Source organism: Plantactinospora sp. CNZ320 (assembly GCF_002846275.1).
Genome location: NZ_PJMP01000001.1, coordinates 5,688,917 through 5,708,301 on the forward strand (window position 1 = coordinate 5,688,917; position 19,385 = coordinate 5,708,301).

General features: G+C 70.9%; 20 protein-coding genes. 11 read left to right on the forward strand and 9 right to left on the reverse strand.

The window, feature by feature from the left end; translation table 11 throughout:
* Positions 1–41 precede the first annotated feature (41 nt).
* Entirely contained in the window at positions 42–668 is a 627-nt protein-coding gene (locus CLT71_RS25405; RefSeq protein ID WP_101369324.1) for a DUF47 domain-containing protein, read from the forward strand.
* Between the two features lie 3 nt (positions 669–671).
* Complete coding sequence (locus tag CLT71_RS25410; protein WP_101369325.1) at positions 672–1,673, forward strand: inorganic phosphate transporter; 1,002 nt, start codon at positions 672–674, stop codon at positions 1,671–1,673.
* 58 nt (positions 1,674–1,731) lie between these two features.
* On the opposite strand, the gene CLT71_RS25415 is transcribed toward CLT71_RS25410, so the two are convergent.
* Complete coding sequence (locus tag CLT71_RS25415; RefSeq protein WP_101369326.1) at positions 1,732–2,727, reverse strand: Gfo/Idh/MocA family protein; 996 nt, start codon at positions 2,725–2,727, stop codon at positions 1,732–1,734.
* 100 nt (positions 2,728–2,827) lie between these two features.
* Positions 2,828–3,739 (reverse strand): Rossmann-fold NAD(P)-binding domain-containing protein, encoded by a 912-nt coding sequence (locus CLT71_RS25420; protein ID WP_101371766.1) that lies wholly within the window; start codon positions 3,737–3,739, stop codon positions 2,828–2,830.
* A gap of 191 nt (positions 3,740–3,930) precedes the next feature.
* Here CLT71_RS25420 and CLT71_RS25425 point away from each other — a divergent pair, with 191 nt between their 5' ends.
* Positions 3,931–4,761 (forward strand): NUDIX hydrolase, encoded by an 831-nt coding sequence (locus CLT71_RS25425; RefSeq protein WP_101369327.1) that lies wholly within the window; start codon positions 3,931–3,933, stop codon positions 4,759–4,761.
* A 70-nt stretch (positions 4,762–4,831) separates the two neighbouring features.
* Here CLT71_RS25425 and pstB read toward each other — a convergent pair whose 3' ends face one another.
* From pstB to CLT71_RS25460, 7 genes are all read right to left on the reverse strand, one after another.
* Positions 4,832–5,608, reverse strand: coding sequence for a phosphate ABC transporter ATP-binding protein PstB (pstB, locus tag CLT71_RS25430; protein ID WP_101371767.1), 777 nt, complete (start codon positions 5,606–5,608; stop codon positions 4,832–4,834).
* Between the two features lie 34 nt (positions 5,609–5,642).
* The gene (gene pstA, locus CLT71_RS25435; RefSeq protein ID WP_101369328.1) at positions 5,643–6,722 is read right to left on the reverse strand and encodes a phosphate ABC transporter permease PstA; all 1,080 of its coding nucleotides are present in this window, start codon (positions 6,720–6,722) and stop codon (positions 5,643–5,645) included.
* Positions 6,719–7,828 carry a phosphate ABC transporter permease subunit PstC gene (gene pstC / locus CLT71_RS25440; RefSeq protein ID WP_101369329.1) on the reverse strand — a complete coding sequence of 370 codons (1,110 nt, stop codon included), beginning with the start codon at positions 7,826–7,828 and terminating at the stop codon, positions 6,719–6,721. Before pstC ends, pstA begins: the two co-directional genes overlap by 4 nt.
* Positions 7,829–7,878: 50 nt before the next feature.
* Positions 7,879–8,985 (reverse strand): phosphate ABC transporter substrate-binding protein PstS, encoded by a 1,107-nt coding sequence (gene pstS, locus CLT71_RS25445; RefSeq protein WP_101369330.1) that lies wholly within the window; start codon positions 8,983–8,985, stop codon positions 7,879–7,881.
* 263 nt (positions 8,986–9,248) lie between these two features.
* On the reverse strand, positions 9,249–10,307 hold the full coding sequence (mshD, locus tag CLT71_RS25450) for a mycothiol synthase (RefSeq protein WP_199187719.1): 1,059 nt from the start codon (positions 10,305–10,307) through the stop codon (positions 9,249–9,251).
* A gap of 58 nt (positions 10,308–10,365) precedes the next feature.
* Positions 10,366–11,430: a polysaccharide deacetylase family protein gene (locus CLT71_RS25455; RefSeq protein WP_486483444.1), complete on the reverse strand. Its 1,065-nt coding sequence runs from the start codon at positions 11,428–11,430 to the stop codon at positions 10,366–10,368.
* A gap of 267 nt (positions 11,431–11,697) precedes the next feature.
* Positions 11,698–12,411 (reverse strand): response regulator transcription factor, encoded by a 714-nt coding sequence (locus CLT71_RS25460; RefSeq protein ID WP_101369332.1) that lies wholly within the window; start codon positions 12,409–12,411, stop codon positions 11,698–11,700.
* A gap of 270 nt (positions 12,412–12,681) precedes the next feature.
* On the opposite strand from CLT71_RS25460, the gene CLT71_RS25465 reads away from it, so the two are divergent.
* The 8 genes from CLT71_RS25465 (at position 12,682) to CLT71_RS25495 (ending at position 19,299) form a co-directional block, all read left to right on the forward strand.
* Positions 12,682–13,788, forward strand: a complete 1,107-nt coding sequence (locus CLT71_RS25465) for an ICP22 family protein (RefSeq protein ID WP_101369333.1) — start codon at positions 12,682–12,684, stop codon at positions 13,786–13,788.
* A 116-nt stretch (positions 13,789–13,904) separates the two neighbouring features.
* Positions 13,905–14,750 carry an LmeA family phospholipid-binding protein gene (locus CLT71_RS25470; protein WP_101369334.1) on the forward strand — a complete coding sequence of 282 codons (846 nt, stop codon included), beginning with the start codon at positions 13,905–13,907 and terminating at the stop codon, positions 14,748–14,750.
* An 87-nt stretch (positions 14,751–14,837) separates the two neighbouring features.
* On the forward strand, positions 14,838–14,915 hold the full coding sequence (locus tag CLT71_RS38210; RefSeq protein ID WP_311202345.1) for an Ms5788A family Cys-rich leader peptide: 78 nt from the start codon (positions 14,838–14,840) through the stop codon (positions 14,913–14,915).
* Positions 14,916–15,087: 172 nt separating this feature from the next.
* Entirely contained in the window at positions 15,088–15,936 is an 849-nt protein-coding gene (locus tag CLT71_RS25475; protein ID WP_101369335.1) for a sulfurtransferase, read from the forward strand.
* Between the two features lie 5 nt (positions 15,937–15,941).
* Positions 15,942–16,262, forward strand: coding sequence for a DUF1416 domain-containing protein (locus CLT71_RS25480; RefSeq protein ID WP_101371769.1), 321 nt, complete (start codon positions 15,942–15,944; stop codon positions 16,260–16,262).
* Between the two features lie 172 nt (positions 16,263–16,434).
* A complete protein-coding gene (locus CLT71_RS25485; protein ID WP_101371770.1) occupies positions 16,435–17,331 on the forward strand; it encodes a hypothetical protein in 897 nt (298 codons plus the stop codon).
* 64 nt (positions 17,332–17,395) lie between these two features.
* Positions 17,396–18,763, forward strand: coding sequence for a methyltransferase (locus CLT71_RS25490; protein ID WP_101371771.1), 1,368 nt, complete (start codon positions 17,396–17,398; stop codon positions 18,761–18,763).
* On the forward strand, positions 18,658–19,299 hold the full coding sequence (locus CLT71_RS25495) for a TetR/AcrR family transcriptional regulator (RefSeq protein WP_101369336.1): 642 nt from the start codon (positions 18,658–18,660) through the stop codon (positions 19,297–19,299). The genes CLT71_RS25490 and CLT71_RS25495 overlap by 106 nt, the downstream gene beginning before the upstream one ends.
* Positions 19,300–19,385 lie beyond the last annotated feature (86 nt).

Sequence of the window (19,385 nt, forward strand, 5' to 3'; positions counted from 1 at the left end):
CGGCCCGCCACCCGTCCGCCGACGCAACGAGGTTCCGTGCCGTGAAGTTTTCCCTCCGCCCCTCCGAGGGCGCGTTCTACGAGTTGTTCACCAGGGCCGCTCAGAACCTCGTGCGGGGTACCGAGCTGCTCAACGAGCTGGCGCTGCCCGGGGTCGACGTGCAGTCGGTGAGCGAGCGGCTCACCGAGGTCGAGCACGACAGCGACCAGATCACCCACGACCTGTACAAGAAGATCAACTCCACCTTCGTCACGCCGTTCGACCGGGAGGACATCTACCGGCTCGGCTCGCTGCTCGACGACGTGATGGACCACCTGGAGGCGGTCGGCAACCTGCTCTACCTCTACGGGCTGACCAAGCTGCCGTCGCTGCCCCGGGAGATGCACGAGCTGGTGAACGTCCTCGACCAGCAGGCCAAGCTGACCGCCGAGGCGATGCCCCGGCTGCGGGCGATGAAGGACCTCGAGGACTACTGGATCGAGTGCAACCGGCTGGAGAACGACGGCGACCAGGCGTACCGGATGCTGCTGGTCCGGCTCTTCTCCGGCGAGTACGACGCGCTGACCGTGCTCAAGATGAAGGAGGTCGCCGACGAACTGGAGGCGGCCTGCGACGCGTTCGAGCACGTCGCCAACACGGTCGAGACCATCGCGGTCAAGGAAAGCTGACCCGTGAGTCCTGAACTCATCGCCGTACTGGCGGTGATCGCCGTCGCGCTGCTCTTCGACTACACGAACGGGTTCCACGACGCCGCGAACGCGATCGCCACCAGCATCTCCACCAGGGCACTGACGCCCCGGGTCGCGCTCGGCATGGCGGCGATCGGCAACTTCATCGGCGCGCACTTCGGTGCGGACGTGGCCAAGACCGTCGGCTCCGGCCTGGTCTCCCTGCCCACCGGCGTCTCCAGCCTGGGCATCGTCTTCGCCGGGGTGATCGGTGCGATCACCTGGAACCTGATCACCTGGTACTTCGGCCTGCCCTCGTCCTCCTCGCACGCGCTCATCGGTGGGCTGGTCGGGTCGACCCTCGCCGCCTCCGGCACGGTGCTCTGGAAGGGCATCGGCGAGGACGTCGTACTGCCGATGATCCTCTCGCCGCTTGTCGGTTTCCTGCTCGGTTACCTGGTCATGATCGCCGTTCAGTGGATCTTCCGGAACGGGCAGCCCGGCAAGCTCAACCGGGGCTTCCGGTGGGCCCAGACCGCCTCGGCGGCGGCGATGTCGATCGGGCACGGTATGCAGGACGCCGCCAAGACCATCGGCATCGTGGTGCTCGCCCTCTTCGTCGGCGGCTACCAGAGCAGTCCCGAGCACATCCCGGAGTGGGCCTTCTGGACCTCGGCGACCGTACTGGCCCTCGGCACGTACGCGGGCGGCTGGCGGATCATCCGTACCCTCGGGCGGAAGATCATCGACCTCCGGCCGCCGGAGGGTTTCGCCGCCGAGACCGTCGCCAGCGGCGTGCTCTACTTCAACGCGCTGGTGCTGGGCGCGCCGATCTCCACCACGCACACCATCACCTCGGCGATCATGGGCGTCGGGGCGACCAAGCGGCTCTCCGCCGTCCGGTGGGGCGTGGCCGGCAACATCGTCGGCGCCTGGATCCTGACCTTCCCGGCGGCCGGCTCGATCGGCGCCCTGATGTACCTCCTCGTCAGGCCACTCTTCTGAACGCGTGAAAGGAAGGGCCCCCGCATATCGCTTTTTGTATATGCGGGGGCCCTTCCTTTCACGGGTACGTGACGCCGATCTGCTGGCGGATGTCGTCGAGCAGGCCCATCACCTCAAGGGTGGCGGCGTGCGGCACCAGCGGGCTCTCCAGCAGCCCGGCGGCGAGGCAGCGCTGCACCTCGGCCGCCTCGTGCTGGTAGCCCGAGCCGGTCAGGTCGACCGGCAGCAACTCCGGGTCGGCTCCGTCCCGCAGCAGGGTGACCTGGCCGGGCCGGTAGAACGGCGGCGCCAGCTCGATCCGGCCGGTCCGCCCGGTGATCGCCGCCGCCACCCGGGTCGCACCGATCATGCCGCAGCTCAGCGTGGCCACCGCGCCCGACTCGTAGCCCAGGATGACCCCGGTGTTCTCGTCGACCCCCTCCGGACTGATCTTCGCCCAGGAGCGGACCTCATCCGGCACGCCGAGCAGCAGGTGCGCCAGGCTGATCGGATAGACCCCGAGGTCCAGCAGGGCGCCGCCGCCGAGCGCCCGGGCCCGCATCCGGTGCTCCGGCGGGAACGGCCCGCCGACCCCGAAGTCCGCCTGCACGCCTGTCACCTCGCCGATCGCGCCGTCGGCGATCAGCTCCAGAATCCGGAGTACGACCGGATTGCACCGCATCCACATCGCCTCCATCAGGAAGCGTCGGCTGGCACCGGCCGCGTCGACGAGCCGCTGCGCTCCGGCCCGGTCCAGGGTGATCGGCTTCTCGACCAGTACCGCCCGGCCGGCGTCGAGGCAGGCCATCGTGGCCTCGAAGTGTGCCGCGTGCGGGGTGGCGACGTAGACCATGTCGATGTCGTCGTCGGCGGCGAACTCCTGCCACGACCCGTACGCCCGGGGCACCCCATGCCGCTCCGCGAAGGCGCGAGCCGTCTCCGGCGTACGGGAGCCGACGGCGACGACCTCGGCGTCCGGCAGCAGCCGGAGATCCTCGACGAAGGTCGCCGCGATGTAACCGGTGGCCAGGATGCCCCAACGTGTCTTGCCGTCAGGGCTGGATTGCTGCGCCATGGCACCTCTTCAACTACGGGCCGCCAGATATGTCCGGCCGTCAACTACATGGGAACCAGCCAGAAGGCTCGTGCGGGTCACTGGTGGAGGCGGGTGCACCTCAGCTCAACAGGTCGATGGTGATGACCGGGTTGGCGGTGGCGCGCTGATGTAGCCACCACAGCAGTGCCAGGTCTTGCCAGGGCAGGCCGACGGGTGCATAGACGCTTGCGCGTGATTGGTCGTGGGCGGGAAGGTTGCCGTGCAGGACGTCGGTGAGGGTGCCGGCTGCGGCGGTGGCGTCGAGGCCGGCGTTGCCCAGTGCGCCTGTGGCGCAGGCCAGGTCGAGGTTGTCAACGATCACTCGGGCACTGCGTAGCAGGTCGGTCGACAGTTCGTTCTTACCGGGTTCGTCGGCGCCAAGGCTGGTCAGATGTTGCCCGGCGTGCGTGTCCGAGGCGTGCAGCACAGGCTCGCGTGACCAGGTGGCCAGGACGACGACATCGGCGTGTGCGGCCACGGCACGAGCGTTGCCGACCAGGTGCGCGGTCAGCTCGCGGGCGCGGGTGGGGTTGAGGTCGTAGGCGGTGGTGTGTCGCCAGGAGCGTAGGTGGCGTAGCCCAGCCCACGTGGTGCGGGCCTGGGCGCCGGCGCCGATGAAGCCGAGGGTGTCGGTGTCGGGGTGGGCGAGGGTGTGGGTGGCCAGTGCGGCGGCCAGGCCGGTGCGCCAGGCGGTGAGGCTGGCTGAGTCGGCCAAGGCGAGTAGTTCTCCGGTGTGCAGGTCGTGCAGACAGACCACGCCGCGCAGGGCGGGTGTGGCGTTGGGGAACTTCGCGTTGACCTTGACCGTGTAGGCGGGGACACCTGGTAGGAGCCCGGGCATCAGGCATGTCGCGGTGCCAGGGCCGGGTAGGTCGGTGCGGATCCGCAGGGGTGCCGGCGATGCCGTGGGTGCTCGGAACCCTTCTCTGAGCAGCTCCAGCACCTCGCCGACGTCGACGAGGGCGTCGATCCGCGAGCGTGTCAGCACCATGGTCACGCCACCAGTATCCAGTAGGAGCACAGTCGGGGTCTCTGGCAGACGATCTTCGCCATCACCGGGGTCGCGTCCAGGCGAACCCTGCCGGCGTCCGGTTGGCCTGCGGTTGCCGTGGGTGCTCTCGGCGCCCGTCCCGTACCGGCATGCGTGATCCTGGCGCCGAGGCCGCCCACTACCCTCGCTGCATGACCAGCTTTGCCGCCCCGGAGTCGATCGCCGCACACGCCCGCCGGTTCTACGCCGAGGGCGGTACCCCGGTGCCGCCCCGGCCGGCCGCGACCGTGCCGCTGCTGCGCCCCGCCGCGTCCGGCGGGGCCGGCTTCGAGGTGTACATGATCCGCCGCGCCGTCAGCATGACCTTCGGCGGCATGTACGCCTTCCCGGGTGGCGGCGTCGACCCGGGTGATTCGGAGATCCGGCTCGACTGGACCGGGCCGGACGCGACCGGCTGGGGCGACCGGCTCGGCCTGGACCCCGGGGCGGCCCAGGCGGTTGTCTGCGCGGCGGCCCGCGAGGTCTTCGAGGAGGCGGGAGTGCTGCTCGCCGGCCCGGGACACGGTGCGGTGGTCGGCGACGTCAGCGGCGATGAGTGGGAGCGGGCCCGGCAGGCGCTGGTGAACCGGCGTACCGGCTTCGCCGACCTGCTCCGGGACTGCCAACTCACCCTCCGCTCCGACCTGCTGCTGCCGTGGAGCCGGTGGATCACCCCGGAGTTCGAGCCGCGCCGCTTCGACACGTACTTCTTCGTGGCGCTGCTGCCGGCGGGGCAGCGCCCCCGGGACGTCTCCGGGGAGGCCGACCACACCATGTGGATCCGGCCGGCCGACGCGCTGGCCCGGGCGGCGGCGGGGGAGATGGCGATGCTTCCGCCCACCCTGATCACGCTCACCGAACTCGACGCCTGCCCCGACCTGGCCGCAGTGCCAGCCGCCGCCACCGCGCGGAATCCGGCCCAGCCGATTGTGCCCCGCCTCACCGAGGCCCAGGACGGCACCGTCCACTTCCACGTCGACTGACCCGGGTGAAGGTGTTAGGAAGGGCCCCTTCTTCTACAAAAAGCGATAAGAAGGGGCCCTTCCTTGCACCTCAGCCGAAGCGGCCGGTGATGTAGTCCTCGGTCCTCTTCTCGCTCGGGTTGCTGAAGATCTTCTGGGTGTCGTCGTACTCGATGAGCCGGCCCGGGTCGCCGGTGCGCTCGATCGAGAAGAAGGCCGTCCGGTCGGAGACCCGGGCCGCCTGCTGCATGTTGTGCGTGACGATGATGATCGTGTAGCGGTCCTTGAGCTTGAACATCAGATCCTCGATCGCCAGCGTGGAGATCGGGTCCAGCGCCGAGCAGGGCTCGTCCATCAGCACCACCTGGGGCTCGACCGCGATGGTCCGGGCGATGCAGAGCCGCTGCTGCTGCCCGCCGGAGAGCCCCGCACCGGGCTTGCCGAGCCGGTCCTTGACCTCGTCCCAGAGGTTCGCCGAGCGCAGTGCCCGTTCGGCCGCCTCCGCCAGGACGGACTTCTTGCGTACCCCGTTGAGCCGCAGCCCCGCGACCACGTTGTCGAAGATCGACATGGTAGGGAACGGGTTGGGGCGCTGGAAGACCATCCCGATCATCCGGCGTACCGCGGTCACGTCCACGTCCCGCTCGTAGATGTTCTGGTCGTCGATGGTGAGCCTGCCGTCGACCCGGGCACCGGGCAGCACCTCGTGCATCCGGTTGATGGTGCGCAGGAAGGTCGACTTGCCGCAGCCCGAGGGTCCGATGAGCGCGGTGACGGTCTTCGGTTCTACGGTGAGGTGGATGTCCTCGATCGCCTTGAACGAGCCGTAGTACGCGGTGACGCTCGTCGCGTCGATTCGCTTGGCCATGATCATTCCTTCGGGGTCAGTCATTCCTTCGGGGTCAGCGGCTGAACCGGTTGCGGCGGGCCAGCAGTTTCGCCGTGATCGTCAGGATCAGCACGAGGGCGACGAGGGTGAGTGCGGCGGCCCAGGCGCGGGCCGGCGCGTACCGGGAGGCGTCCCCGGCCTGCTGGTAGACGAAGAGCGCCAGCGACGACTGGTTGTTCTCGAACGGGTTGTAGTTGATCGCGGCCCCGCCACCGGCGACCAGCAGCACCGGTGCGGTCTCACCGGCCGCCCGGGCGACGGCCAGCATCACGCCGGTGACGATTCCGGGCAGCGCGGTGGGGAGCACGATCCGCAGGATCGTCTTCCACTTCGGGATGCCGAGCGCGTACGCGCCCTCGCGCAGCGGCGCCGGCACCAGGCGGAGCATCTCCTCTGTGGACCGGACGATGGTCGGCAGCATCAGCACGCTCAACGCGAGCGAGGCGGCGAAGCCCGAGTACCCCGGCCGCCCGTCGTTGAAGTACGGCGAGACGATCAGGATCCAGAAGGCGAGTACGAAGAGGCCGGCGACGATCGACGGGATGCCTGTCATCACGTCGACGAAGAACCGGATGGTGAAGGCGAACCGGCCCCGGCCGTACTCGACGACGTAGACGGCGCAGGCGATGCCGAGCGGCACGGTGATCAGGGTGGCGATGCCGACCTGCTCAAGGGTGCCGACGATGGCGTGGTAGGCGCCGCCGTTCGGGTCCCGGGCTCCGATGTTGTTCATCGAGGTGCCGAAGAAGTCGCCGTCCAGCCGCTCGACGCCCTTGCTGACGAGTGTCCAGGTGACCGAGGCGAGCGGCAGCAGGGCGAGTACGAAGGCGGAGTGGATCAGCGCGCTCCAGGTGCGGTTGCGCGCCTGCCGCCGCCCCTCCACCGCGAAGCTGGCGACGAAGAGGCCGACCAGGTAGAGCAGCACCGCGAGCGCGACGACCAGGGCGGGGCCGCCGATCCCGGCGCCGTAGACAAGCGCGGCGGAGAGCACCAGGGCGGCGGCCGCGATGCCGAGGCTCGCCACCACCGGCAGTTTCCGGGTACGCAGTTGCGGGCTCTGCCCCGGCGGTGCCGGCGTCAGTGTCGTCGTCATGCGGCGGACTCCGTGAACTCCCGGCGCCGGTAGATGATCGCCCGCGCGGTGATGTTGACGATCAGCGTGATCGAGAAGAGCACCAGGCCGGAGGCGATCAGTGCGCCCCGGCCGACGTCGTTGGCCTCGCCGAACGCGTTGGCGATGTTGGCGGCCACGGTGTTGCCGCCGTTTTCGATGAGGTTGAAGGAGATGCTCGAGACGATGCCGAGGGTCATCGCCAGCGCGATCGTCTCGCCGAGTGCCCGGCCCAGGCCGAGCATGGTGGCGCCGATGACGCCCGGCCGGCCGTACGGCAGCACCGCCGTGCGGATCATCTCCCACTTGGTGGCGCCGAGCGCGAGCGCGGCCTCCTCGTTGGCGGTCGGGGTCTGCCGGAACACCTCGCGGGAGAGCGAGGTGATGATCGGCAGCACCATGATGGCCAGCACCAGCGAGCCGAGCAGGATCGACCGGCCGAACGGCCCGTCACCGCCGAAGATCGGGATCCAGCCGAAGTACCTGTTCAGCCAGACCGAGAACTCCTGCACCGGGCTGTAGAAGAAGTCCCGCCCCCAGAGCCCGAAGACCACGCTCGGCACCGCCGCCAGCAGGTCGACCAGGAAGCCCAGTGCGGTGCCGACCCGGCGGGGCGCGTAGTGCGACAGGTAGAGCGCGATGCCCAGCGCCACCGGTACGGCCAGCAGCAGCGCCAGCACCGAGGTGAGTACGGTGCCGAAGGCCAGCGCCCCGATGCCGAACCTCGGCTGCGCCTCGTTGGGGAACCAGCCCTCGAAGGTGAGGAAGTTGACCGTGTTGGCGTTGAGTGCGGGTACCGCCTTGGCGATCAGGAAGATCGCGATCGCCACGATGATGACCAGCACCATCGTCCCGGCCGCCATGGTGAAGCCCTGGAAGAGGCGCTCGGCGCCGAAGGCCCGTCGCCGGGGCAGCGCCCCGCCGCCACCCAGGCTCCCGCCGCCCCAGCCGGCTCCGTCCGGAGCGCGGCCCATGGGTGTCACTGGTACGTCGACCGACAGCGCGGCACCGGCGGACCCGGGGTGACCGATGGTCACGGCGGGTCCGCCGGTGCCGGCGTTGGCCGAGCGGTCTGGGGTGTCGCCCATCTGCTCGCTCGCTCCGTCTGACGAAGTTATGAGGATGATCTGTCGATGGATCAGGCGAGAGCCTTGACCGACGCCTCGACCTTGCTGCGGACCGACTCCGGCAGCGGGGCGTAGCCCAGTTCGGTCAGGTCGGCCTGCCCCTCGGTGCTGGCGGCGTAGCTGAGGAAGCCCTTGACCAGCGCCAGCTTGTCGGCGGCGAGGCCCTTGGAGCAGACGATCTCGTAGGTCACCAGGACGATCGGGTACGCCCCGGCCTCCTTGGTGTTGAAGTCGATCGACATCTTCAGGTCGTCGCCCGCACCGGTGACCTTGGCACCGGCGATGGTCTTGCCGGCCGACTCGGCGGTCAGCCCGGCGAACTCGCCGGCCCCGTTACCGATCCTGGCCATCTTCAGGCCGCCGTTCTCGGCGTACGACATCTCGACGTAGCTGATGCTGCCCTCGGCCTGCTTGACCGCGCTGGCCACGCCGTCCGACTTGGCCGCACCGGTGCCGCCCGGCGCCTTCCAGGCCTTGCCCTTGCCGAAGGTCCAGTCCGCCTCGGCGGTCTTGGCCAGGAAGTCGGTGAAGTTGTCGGTGGTGCCCGACTCGTCCGAGCGGTGCACGGTCTGGATCGTGGTCGACGGCAGGGTCGCACCCGGGTTGTCGGCCTTGATCGCGGCGTCGTCCCACTTGGTGACCTTGCCCGCGAAGATCTTGGCCAGGGTGGCCGGCTTGAGCTGGAGGTTGTCCAGACCGTTGACGTTGTAGACGACCGCGACCGGGCCGATCACCATCGGCAGGTGGATCGCCTTGCCGCCGGGGCACTTGGCGTCGGCCTTCGGCTGCTCGTCCTCCTTCAGCGCCGAGTCCGAGCCGGCGAAGTCTGCGGTACCGGCGATGAAGGCCTGGATGCCCGCACCGGAGCCGCTCGGCTCGTAGTTGATCGTCGATCCGGTGCACTTCTGCTGGTACGCCTTGCGCCACTCGTCGACCGCGTTCTTCTGCGCCGACGAGCCCTGGGCGTTGATCGTGCCGGTGGCACAGTCGGCCGCCACCGTGGAGGACCCGGAGGCCGAGGCCTCGGTGGGCTCGTTATTGTCCGAGCCGCACGCGCTGACTGCCAGTGCCGTGGCCAGAGCGAGGCAGGCAATGGTGCCGTGCCGCTGGAGCTTCACCTGAAAGGTTCCCTTCACCTTGCGAAACAAGCCCGAGGCGCCGCCCCGGGAGCCGACTGGTGGTCGGCTAGTAGGGAAGTTAGGAGCGCCAGGTAGCCGGTTCGCCGGTCGGGAGTGAACGCAGGGTGAACAGGGGGAGCCGGCTGGGTGGCCGGATCCTGAGGGCAGGATGTCCGTTCCGTGAACCGTGGGACCGCTGCGTCAGGTAAGGGCTATTGGTGCGGTTCAGCACTCCCGAGAGGGACCACGGGGGCGGGGGTCGGTCAGCTGTTCTGCGCCTGCGCCGGTGACCAGCGGTACCGCACGTGCCGTAGCCAGTTCGCGAAACCGAGCCGGGTGTAGAGGGCCATCGCGCCGGTGTTCGACTCGTCGACGTAGAGCATCACCCGGGTCAGTCCCCGGTCGCGCAGGTGGTGCAGGCCGGCCAGGGTGAGCGCCCGGCCCAGCCCGAGCCCGTGGCTGTCCGGATCGATCCCGAGCACGTACACCTCGCCGATCGGCGCACCGCCGACCGGCCGGTCGGGCCGCACCGCCGCGCCGTGCCCCTCCGTCGCGCCGTGCCCCTCCGCGTTCGCCTGGCCGTGCCCCTCCGCCTGGCCGTGTGCCTCCGCCTTCACCTCGCCGTGCACCTTCGTCCAGTGGAAGCCGAGCAGCCGTCCCGACGACTCCTCGACGGCGAGCAGGAAGCCGGCCGGGTCGAACCACGGCTCGGCGAGCCGCAGCCGCAGGTCGGCCTCGGTCCAGCGGCCCTGCTCCGGATGGCTGGCGAAGGCCCGCCGGTTGACCGCCAGCCACGCCTCGTCGTCGCTGCCGGGCCGGAACGCGCGGATCGAGATCCCGTCCGGCAGGTCGGGCTGCGGCAGCGGGTCCCGCAGCGAACGGCGCAACTGCCAGAGCACCCGGGAGCGGTGCAGTCCGAGGTCGAGGGCGAGCGCGGCGGCCGACGGGTGGTCGCTGTGCGCCCAGACCAGCAGCGTGCCGTTTTCGGGTACGCCGGTCAGCGCCGCCGAGACCAGCGCCCGGCCGAGCCCTCGTCGACGCCACATCGGATGTACGACGAGTTCGGCGGCGACCTCGCCCGTCGCGTCCGGCGTCAGGTGTGCGTACCCGACCACCGGTCCAGCGGGTTCCCGGACGACGAGGTGGGTGGCGGTGCTCTCCCCGGCCGTCTGCCGCAGCCGAAGCGTGGTGTCTTCGGAGAGCGGGTCGGCACCGTCGGCGGCGCTGGCGACGCCGGCCAGGGCGAGTACCTCGTCGACCTCGTCCGGCGCCAGCCGGTCGAGCCTGGCCACCCGGGGGTCCGCCGCCTGCTCCATGGTCATCTTCTCACCGTAACCCGCTCCGGGGCGACCGCCGGCCGGACGATCAGGATGGCACCGGCTACCCGGCCGCCGAGGGTTGTCCGGCCGGGGGCTGTCCCGGCGGTGCACCGGCCGGAGGCTGTCCGGCCTGCGGCGGCGTACCGGCGGACGGTGGCCCGGCCGGTGGTGGCCCGGCCGGCAGTGTCGCCAGGGCGTAGTTCCGGGCGAGCTCGGGCAGCAACCAGTAGAGCGCGATCAGGGTGCCCTGCCGGTTGCCGCCGGCGTCGTGCAGCAGCACGATCGCCCCGGGGAAGACGCCGGAGCTGACCCGCCCCGCGATGGCCACGGCACCGGGACGGGTCCAGTCCTGCGGGTCCACCGCCCAGTGCAGCGAGGTCATCTCCAACTGCCGGGCCACCGCGACCACGGCGGCGGTCCAGGCTCCGCCGGGCTGCCGGAAGTAGTCGATCCGGGCGTCGGGTACGGCGGCCCGGATCGCCTGGTTGGTGCGGACCAGGTCGGCCCGGATGCTGGCGCTGGGCCGGCTGCCCAGCCCGACGTCGTGCCGCCACGAGTGGTTGCAGAGGGTGTGCCCCTCCGCCACGATCGCCCGGACCAGTTCCGGATGCGCCTGGGCGTTCTCGCCGACCAGGCAGAACGTGGCCTTGACGTGGTATTCGGCCAGCGCCGCCAGGATCTGCGGGGTGTACCGGGGATCGGGGCCGTCGTCGAAGGTCAGCGCCACGTAGCTGGCGCCGGTGCTGATCCGGGCGCCATGCGGCCCGGCCTGCTCGGGTGGCAGCCGTGGCGGCTCGTGCGTCCGGGGCCGGTCCGGGTCGGCGGGCTGCGGACCCCCGCCGGGCGGTACGGCGGCGGATGGTGCCGGACTTTTCGGCGCGCTGGTCGGCCCGGCGGGCTGCCCCGGGTCGGCCCGCCCCCCCTCGGTGGGCCCACCTTCCCGGTCTGCGGAGCGCTGCTCCGGCTGCCCGTCAGGCTGCCCGTCGGCCTGGTGCTGGGCCCGGTTCTCGGGCCGGGCAGCCAGTGGTCCTCCGGGCCGGCCGAGGGTGTGGCCGAGCGCGTACGCGCCGCCGAGCACGGTGACGGCGACCAGCATCGCGATCGCGAGCATGTTTCTGCGGGACATGGTCGGCATCAGCGGGCCGTCCCCGCATCGGTCCGCCCCGTTCCGAAAACCACCGTGGAAACCGCTGGTGCCACCTTCGCCTCCTCCGGATGCTCCCGGTAAAAGGCTACGTACGTATTGCCCGAATCATTATGGTTTCTCGCATCTGCTGCGAACTATCCTCATGCGGATACGTCAGAAGGCCACCCGGCGCGATGCCGGATGGCCTTCCTGATCGAAGCGGCAGGTCGTCGAGGCCGATCGAGGCGGCAGGTCGTCGAGCGCGGCTCAGACGGGCAGCGGCACGCTCTCCGACTCGGGCAGCGGGCGGGACGGCGGGGTGACGAACTTGTAGCCCACCTGCCGTACGGTGCCGATCATCGACTCGTACTCCGAGCCGAGCTTGGCCCGCAGGCGGCGTACGTGCACGTCGACCGTGCGGGTGCCGCCGAAGTAGTCGTAGCCCCAGACCTCGCGGAGCAACTGGTCCCGGGTGAAGACCCGGCCCGGGTGCTGGGCGAGGAACTTGAGCAGCTCGAACTCCTTGTAGGTCAGGTCGAGTGGCCGGCCCTTGAGCTTGGCGGCGTAGGTGTCCGGGTCGATGGTCAACTCGCCGGCCCGGATCAGCCCGCCGGCCGCCGCGCTCGCGTTGCTGAGCCGGCCGACCGCCAGCCGCAGCCGGGCCTCCACCTCGGCCGGACCGGCACTGGCCAGGATCACGTCGTCGACGCCCCAGTCCGCGTTCAGGGCGATCAGGCCGGCCTCGGTGACCACCGCGACCAGTGGCACGCCGAGCCCGGTGGCGTGCAGCATCCGGCAGGTCGCCCGGGCCTCGCTCAGTTCCGAGCGGGCGTCGACGAGTACGGCGTCCGGGCTGGGCCCGGAGACAAGGGTGCGGACATCGCGCGGGGCGGTGCGCACCGAATGGGGGAGCAGGTCGAGAGCCGGCAGCACAACGGATGGTTCGCCTGCGCGCGCGGTCACCAGCAGCAGGATCTCCACACATCACCTCCGTCCCGGCGACACCTGGGGTGCCGCGCGGTGGCCAGCGGCACTCGGTCGGGGGTTCCGGGACCGCTGGAGACTGGGGTCGTCCCGGCGTCGCTGACGGGTAGGTAAGGCTCAACCTTATCGGAAGTTCCGCTGTGCGCTCTCACACCTTCGGTTCATCGGTTGTGTGATCGGTCATTACAGGCAGGTTTCCGGATCCGTTCCCGGTTCGGGGAAGCCGGGTCCGGCGCGTCGGGCGGTCGGTCTGGCACGATCGGGACCGTGCACCCCTCGACGCCATCGGAGACCGGCCGCGACCCCTGGCCGGAGAACCACCCCGGCCCGGCCGGCCCGCACCGCGCCCCGGACCCGCGCGCCCGCCCCGCCGGCCCGGACCCCCGCACCCCGTTCGACGGTCCCCGCCCGCCCGACGCGCCCCGACCGTCGGACGGTGCCCGGCGCGGTGACGGTGCCAGGCCCGGCGACGGCATCCGGGGCGCCGACGGCCCGCGCCCGGACGGCGAGGCGGACCCGGAGGACCTCGACGCCGAGGAGGAGCTGCCGCCGGTACCGATCCGCCGGCTGCTGTCGGTGGCGATCGCCGGCTTCGCCGGTCTGCTCGGCGTCGGTCTGATCTTCGGTGCCCAGACGGCCGGTCCGGGCGCCCGGCTGCCCTTCGCCGTGGTCGTCTTCGGGGTGCAGCTGCTCTTCGTCCTGGCCTGGACCATGGCGATGCGCCCGCCCGCCCTGCTGCTGGTCGGCGGCGTCGCGGTGGTGGTCGCGGCCGCCGCCGACTTCGCCGCCGTGCTGCCGCAGATCGCCGCGCTGGCCCCCCTCGGGTACGTCGCCGCGGGCGGTTTCCTGGTCGGGGTGCTCGGGCAGCTCGTCCGCCGGGCCGACCGCGCCCGGGTGACCGAGTCGCTCGGCGCCACCCTCTTCATCGTGGTCGGCGTGGTCGCCTTCGGCACGCTGATAGTGCTCAGCCGGATCCCGAAGGGTACCCAGGCGATCCTCGTCTGCCTGACCGCGGCGGCGGTGGCGCTGGCCGTCGCCCGGGTGACCGACGCGCTGCTGCCCTGGCCGCGACTGGCCCCGCAGGTGCCGCGCGGCGCCGCCGGTGTGGTGATCGGGGCGATGCTCGGCACCCTCGCCGCCGGCATCCTCGGCAGCTATCTCGTCGCGTTCACCCCGACCAGCGGCGCGATGGTCGGGCTGGTCGCCGCCGCCGCGGCCGTGCTGGCCGATCTCGGGGTGGGTTACGGCGAGGCAGGCCGGCAGATGGCCGGGGAACCCCCGACCATGTGGGTGGCCCGGCACATGCAGGGCCCGCTCGGCGGCTTCGCGCTGGCCGCACCGGCCGCGTACGCGATGAGCGTCTTCTTCCTCTGACCAGGCCCGTTTCCGGCGGGATGAAACGTGCGCTTCCCGGCACCCGGTAAGGCGGGTACCTCGACGGTTGGAGATGTGTCCGGTCGGGTAGATAGTGGTCCCGGCGACGGTGGTTGATGGGTGCGACGGCACCGGATCAGGGGGACGGCGTGGCGGACAGCTATCCGGCAGACGACGGGACGTACGGCGAACGGCCCCGCCGCCGCAGGGGGCGTCGGGTGCTCATCGTCCTGGTCATCCTGCTCCTGGTGCTGGCCGCGCTGCTGGTGGTGGCCGACCGGGTCGCCGCCGGGGTGGCCGAGCGGGTCGTCGCGGACCAGATCGACAAGGAGATATCCCGGCAGAACGTGCAGTCCTCCTCGCCCGAGGTGACCGTCGGCGGCTTCCCGTTCCTCACCCAGGTGCTCAACGGCCGGTACGACTCCGTCAAGGTGCTGCTCCGCGACGTACAGGGGCCGGTGGAGGGGAGCAACGCGACGGTGAAGGTGCCGGAGTTGACTGTCGATGCGCGGGACGTTACCGCCTCCATCGACACGCTCCGCTCCGGCCAGGGCGAGGTGACCGCCAAGACCGTCCAGGGCACCGGCACGGTGACGTACGACAGCGTGGTGGCGCTGATCAACCGGCCGGGTGTGCAACTGCGGGAGCTGGACGGCAAGCTCGGCGTCACCGCACCGGTCCAGGTGCCGATCATCAACCAGGAGCTGACCGTCGAGGGCATCGCCAACCTGACCGTCGAGGGCGACGAGATCGTGATCGGTTTCGACCAGCTCACCTCGGCCGACCTGCCGAACAACCCGCTGATCAAGACCTTCGTCAGCAACTTCGCCCGGCAGCTCTCGGTCCGGGTGCCGTTGCCGCCGCTGCCGTTCGCGCTCGAGTTGCACGAGGTACGGCCAGCGCCGGACGGACTCGTGGTCACGGCGAGCGCCCGTGATGTGGCGTTGAGTGAGATCAGCTGATCAGAGTGGCCCTGTTCGGTCGTCGTCGATCCCGGATCGTGGTTGATCCTGGGTGACCCGTCCGAGGCGCTGCTAGGCTCCCTGGTCATGGGGACGCTCCTCACCAAACGGCGCGCGGTCGACCTGTGCCGCGTGGCCACCTGCCTGTGTCGCCCCGTCATCTGACGGCGGGGCTGTTCTGCGTACCCTCTGAGGCCTTTCCTGACGCCCGGCAGCGGCGCCGTCGCACGTACCCGTGATCCGTCCTATCCATGGGTCCCGCGCGTGACATGCGACAACAACACCGGTCGACCCCCACGCGCAGGCTCACGCACAATCCTCACCAAGGAGTGATCTGATGAGTCGCGACACCGCACTCGTCTCGGCCGACTGGGCCGAGAAGAACCTCGACGCCCCCGGCGTGGTCTTCGTCGAGGTCGACGAGGACACCACCGCCTACGATGGCGGGCACATCGCCGGTGCGATCAAGCTGGACTGGAAGACCGACCTCCAGGACCCGGTACGCCGGGACTTCGTGAACAAGGAGCAGTTCGAGGCGCTGCTCTCCGAGCGTGGCATCTCCAACGACGACACGGTGGTGCTCTACGGCGGCAACAACAACTGGTTCGCCGCCTACGCCTACTGGTACTTCAAGCTCTACGGCCACGGCGACGTGAAGCTGCTCGACGGCGGTCGCAAGAAGTGGGAGCTGGAGGCCCGCCCGCTGGTCAAGGACCCGGTCTCCCGCCCCGCCACGCAGTACGTCGCACAGGATCCGGACCTGTCGATCCGGGCCTTCCGCGACGAGACGGTGGCCGCGATCGGCAACAAGAACCTGGTCGACGTCCGCTCCCCCGACGAGTACGCCGGCCGGCTGCTCGCCCCGGCGCACCTGCCGCAGGAGCAGGCGCAGCGGGGTGGCCACATCCCGACCGCGATCAGCGTGCCGTGGTCGAAGGCGGCGAACGAGGACGGCACCTTCAAGTCCGACGACGAGCTGCGCCGGATCTACGGCGAGGCGGGGCTGGACGGCAGCAGGGACACCATCGCGTACTGCCGGATCGGCGAGCGCTCCTCGCACACCTGGTTCGTGCTCAAGGAGCTGCTCGGGCACCAGAACGTGAAGAACTACGACGGATCCTGGACCGAGTACGGCTCGCTGGTCGGCGTGCCGGTGGCGCTCGGCGACGAGCCGGGGGAGGCGTGAGTACCATGACCGCTCCGATCGCCGCCGGTTGCGCGGCACCCGACCAGGCGGCTCCGCTGCCGGCGGGGCTGGACCTGGAGAAGGAAACCGTCATCACCGGGATCGTCAGCGCCGCCAGCGGCGAGGCGGTCCCCGGGGCGTACGTCCGGCTGCTCGACTCCACGGGTGAGTTCACCGCCGAGGTGGTCACCTCGCCGGCCGGGCAGTTCCGGTTCTTCGCCGCACCGGGCACCTGGACGCTGCGGGCGCTCTCCCGGCACGGCAACGGCGACCTCTCGGTCACCGCCGGCCGGGGCGTCAACGAGGTGGCCGTCACGGTCGCCTGATCCGCCGCCGATTCCACAACGGAGTCCCGCCGATCCCACCGATCGGCGGGACTTTGTCGTATCCGCCTGGGGTGCGGGAGGCGGAGCAGCTGGTTTGAGCGATCGCTCAAACTCGGCTACCCTCGCTTTTGAGCGATCGCTCAAAAGCGCCTGCGATGCGAGGGGTGTGCAGATGGACGAGCCGGAGAGACCAGAACGGCCCGGCAGAGCGAACTGGATCCTGGCCGGGCTGATCGCCGGCGTCGGCCTGATCGCCTTCGTGCTCACCGTGCGGAGCGGGCGGGCAGACAGCGCCATGCTCTTCGTCGGGCTGCCGATCCTGCTCGCCGCAGGGCTGGCGCTGATGTCGCCGGAGACCACCCACGGCCGGGTCTTCGTGATCACCACCATCGTGCTGCTGCTGGCCGCGGTCGCCCTGCACGAGGGCGCCATCTGCGTGCTGCTCGCCGCCCCGTTGGTGTACGCGGTCGTGCACGGCAGCACCGCGCTGATCCGCTGGCTCCGCAGGTCGTCCTCGCGCGCCTACGGGGCGTTGGTGCTGCCGGTGCTGCTGCTCGGCGGGGTCGAGGGCAGCGTCGACGGATTGCGGATCGCGCCGCACCAGTCGGTCGAGGTGGTCCGGACGGTTCCGGTGCCGGCCGGTGAACTCGCCGGCCGACTGACCGCCGGCCCACGCCCCACCCCGGTCCGCTCCATTCCACTGCGGATGCTCGGTGTCCCCGTGCCGCACCACGTGCACGGAAGGGGCTTGGATGTCGGCGACCGGTGGACGTTCGGCTACCACGGCACGTCACACGGCCCCGGCGGTCAACTCGTGGCCGAGGTCGACTCGGTGGCGCCGGACCGGATCGGCTTCCGCTTCGTCGAGGACACCTCGATCACCGGTCGGTGGTTGACCTGGGAGCGGGCCGACCTGCACTGGCGTGCGGTCGACGCCGGGCACACCGAGGTACGGGTCACCGCCGCGTACCAGCGGGGCCTCGACCCCTCCTGGTACTTCGGGCCCCTCCAGGACGCGTTGGTGCACGAGGGCACCGGCCACCTGCTCGACATGCTCGACCTGCGATGACGACAGGGGCGGCGGCCACCGCGACGACGCCGCCACCTCCCGGCCCGGCGGTGCCGGGATGAGCCTGACGGCCGTCCGCTACCTCTGCCTGTTGGTACCCGTGGCGCTGACCCTCGGCGCGGCACGGTTGGAGCGGGGCCGCGACGCCCGGTTCGCCGCACTGCTCGCCTTCCTCACGGCAGCCGTCGGCATCGCGGCCCTGAACGAACTGGCCCGGTTCACCGGGTGGTACACATTCCGCCCGGTCGACGGCGCGATCCTGCGGATGCCGGTCGACCTGTGGCTCGGCTGGGCTCTGCTCTGGGGGCCGATCCCGATGCTGCTGCGCCGGGTGCTGCCGTTGCCGGTGGCGCTCGGTCTGCTCCTGTGGCTCGACGCGGTGGCGATGCCGCAGTTGCGTCCGCTGGTCCAGCTCGGCCCGTCCTGGCTGGTCGGTGAGGTTGTCGGCCTGCTCTGTGTGGCACTGCCCGCCCAGTTGCTCGCTGCGTGGAGCGCCGACCGGCGCCGGCTGCCCGCCCGGGTGTTGATGCAACTCGGCGTCTTCACCGCGCTGGTGTTCTGGCTGCTGCCGACAGTGGTGTTCGAGGTCGGCGACGGCTCGTGGAGTCGGCTCGGCCAGCTGCCGGGGAACTGGCTGTTCGGGTTGGCCCAGCTCGGCCTGCTGCTGGCCGTACCGGCACTGGCGGCGGTACGCGAGTTCGCCGTCCGGGGCGGCGGCACGCCGTACCCCTGGGATCCGCCGCGCCGGCTGGTCAGCACCGGGCCGTACGGCTATGTCGGCAACCCGATGCAGGTCAGTACCGTGGGGCTGCTCCTGCTGCTGGCGGCGGCGACCGGCAGTGGCTGGCTTGCCGTCACGGCGCTGGCCAGCGTGGCGTTCGGGATCGGCGTGGCCGGCCCGCACGAGCGGCGCGACCTCGACCACCGGTACGGCCCGGAGTGGCGTCGATATCGCACCCAGGTCCGCGACTGGTGGCCCCGCTTGCGGCCGTACCCGTCGGACGGGCCGGACGCGCAGCTCTGGCTCGACGACGACTGCGGACCCTGCTCGGCCGTCGGTGACTTCCTGGATCGGCGTGATCCTCGCCGACTTCTCCGCCGACCCGCGACGGAGTACGACCGCCCGCTGCGCCGTGCCCGTTATGCCGACGACGACGGGTACGAGGAGCTGGGGGTGGCCGCTGTCGCCCGCGCACTGGATCACGTCGCCCTGGGCTGGGCCTATCTGGGATGGTTGCTGCGGTTGCCGGGAGTGGCCTGGCTGGCGCAACTGGTGACCGATGCGATGATCGCACCGCCGCACCCGACGTGCCCGCGAGGAGACGGATGTCCGACACCAAGCAGCGACTCCTGCACGGGACCCTCACCGCCATCGGCACGCACGGCATCGCCGGGATCTCCGCCCGGACCATCGCCAGCGCCGCCGGGGTGAACCAGGCACTTGTCTTCTACCACTTCGGCAGCGTGGACGAGTTGCTGGCGGCGGCCTGCACCGCCAACACCGCCGACCGGGTCGCGGCCTACTCTGCCCGGTTCGCCGAGGTACGCACGCTGCGCGAACTGCTCGACGTCGGCCGGGAGCTGCACGAGCGGGAGAAGGAGCTCGGACACGTATCGGTGCTCGCCCAACTCCTGGCCGGCGCCCAGACCGACCAGCGGCTCGCCGAGCCGGTCGCCGCCGCGCTGGGGCTCTGGGTCGACGAGATCGAGTCGGTGCTCCGCCGGCTGCTGGTGAACTCCCCCTTCGCGGAGATCGCCGACGTCGGCGGGCTGGCCCGGGCGATCTCCGGGGCGTTCGTCGGCCTCGAACTCTACGAGGGTGTGGACCGGGCGGGAGCCGACCGGGCGTTCGCCGCCCTCGAACAGCTCGCCCTGCTGATCGACGTCGTCGACGACCTGGGCCCGGTACCCCGACGGGCGCTGAAGGCCACGGTCGAGCGCGCGGTCCGCCGTAGCCGGGAAGCCTGACCCGGAATCCCCGAGCTGACCCGGAGCTGCGGCCCGGGACGGGCTGGCCCGCCTGGCCGGGTCCGTGCCGCCGGCAGCGGGCCGGG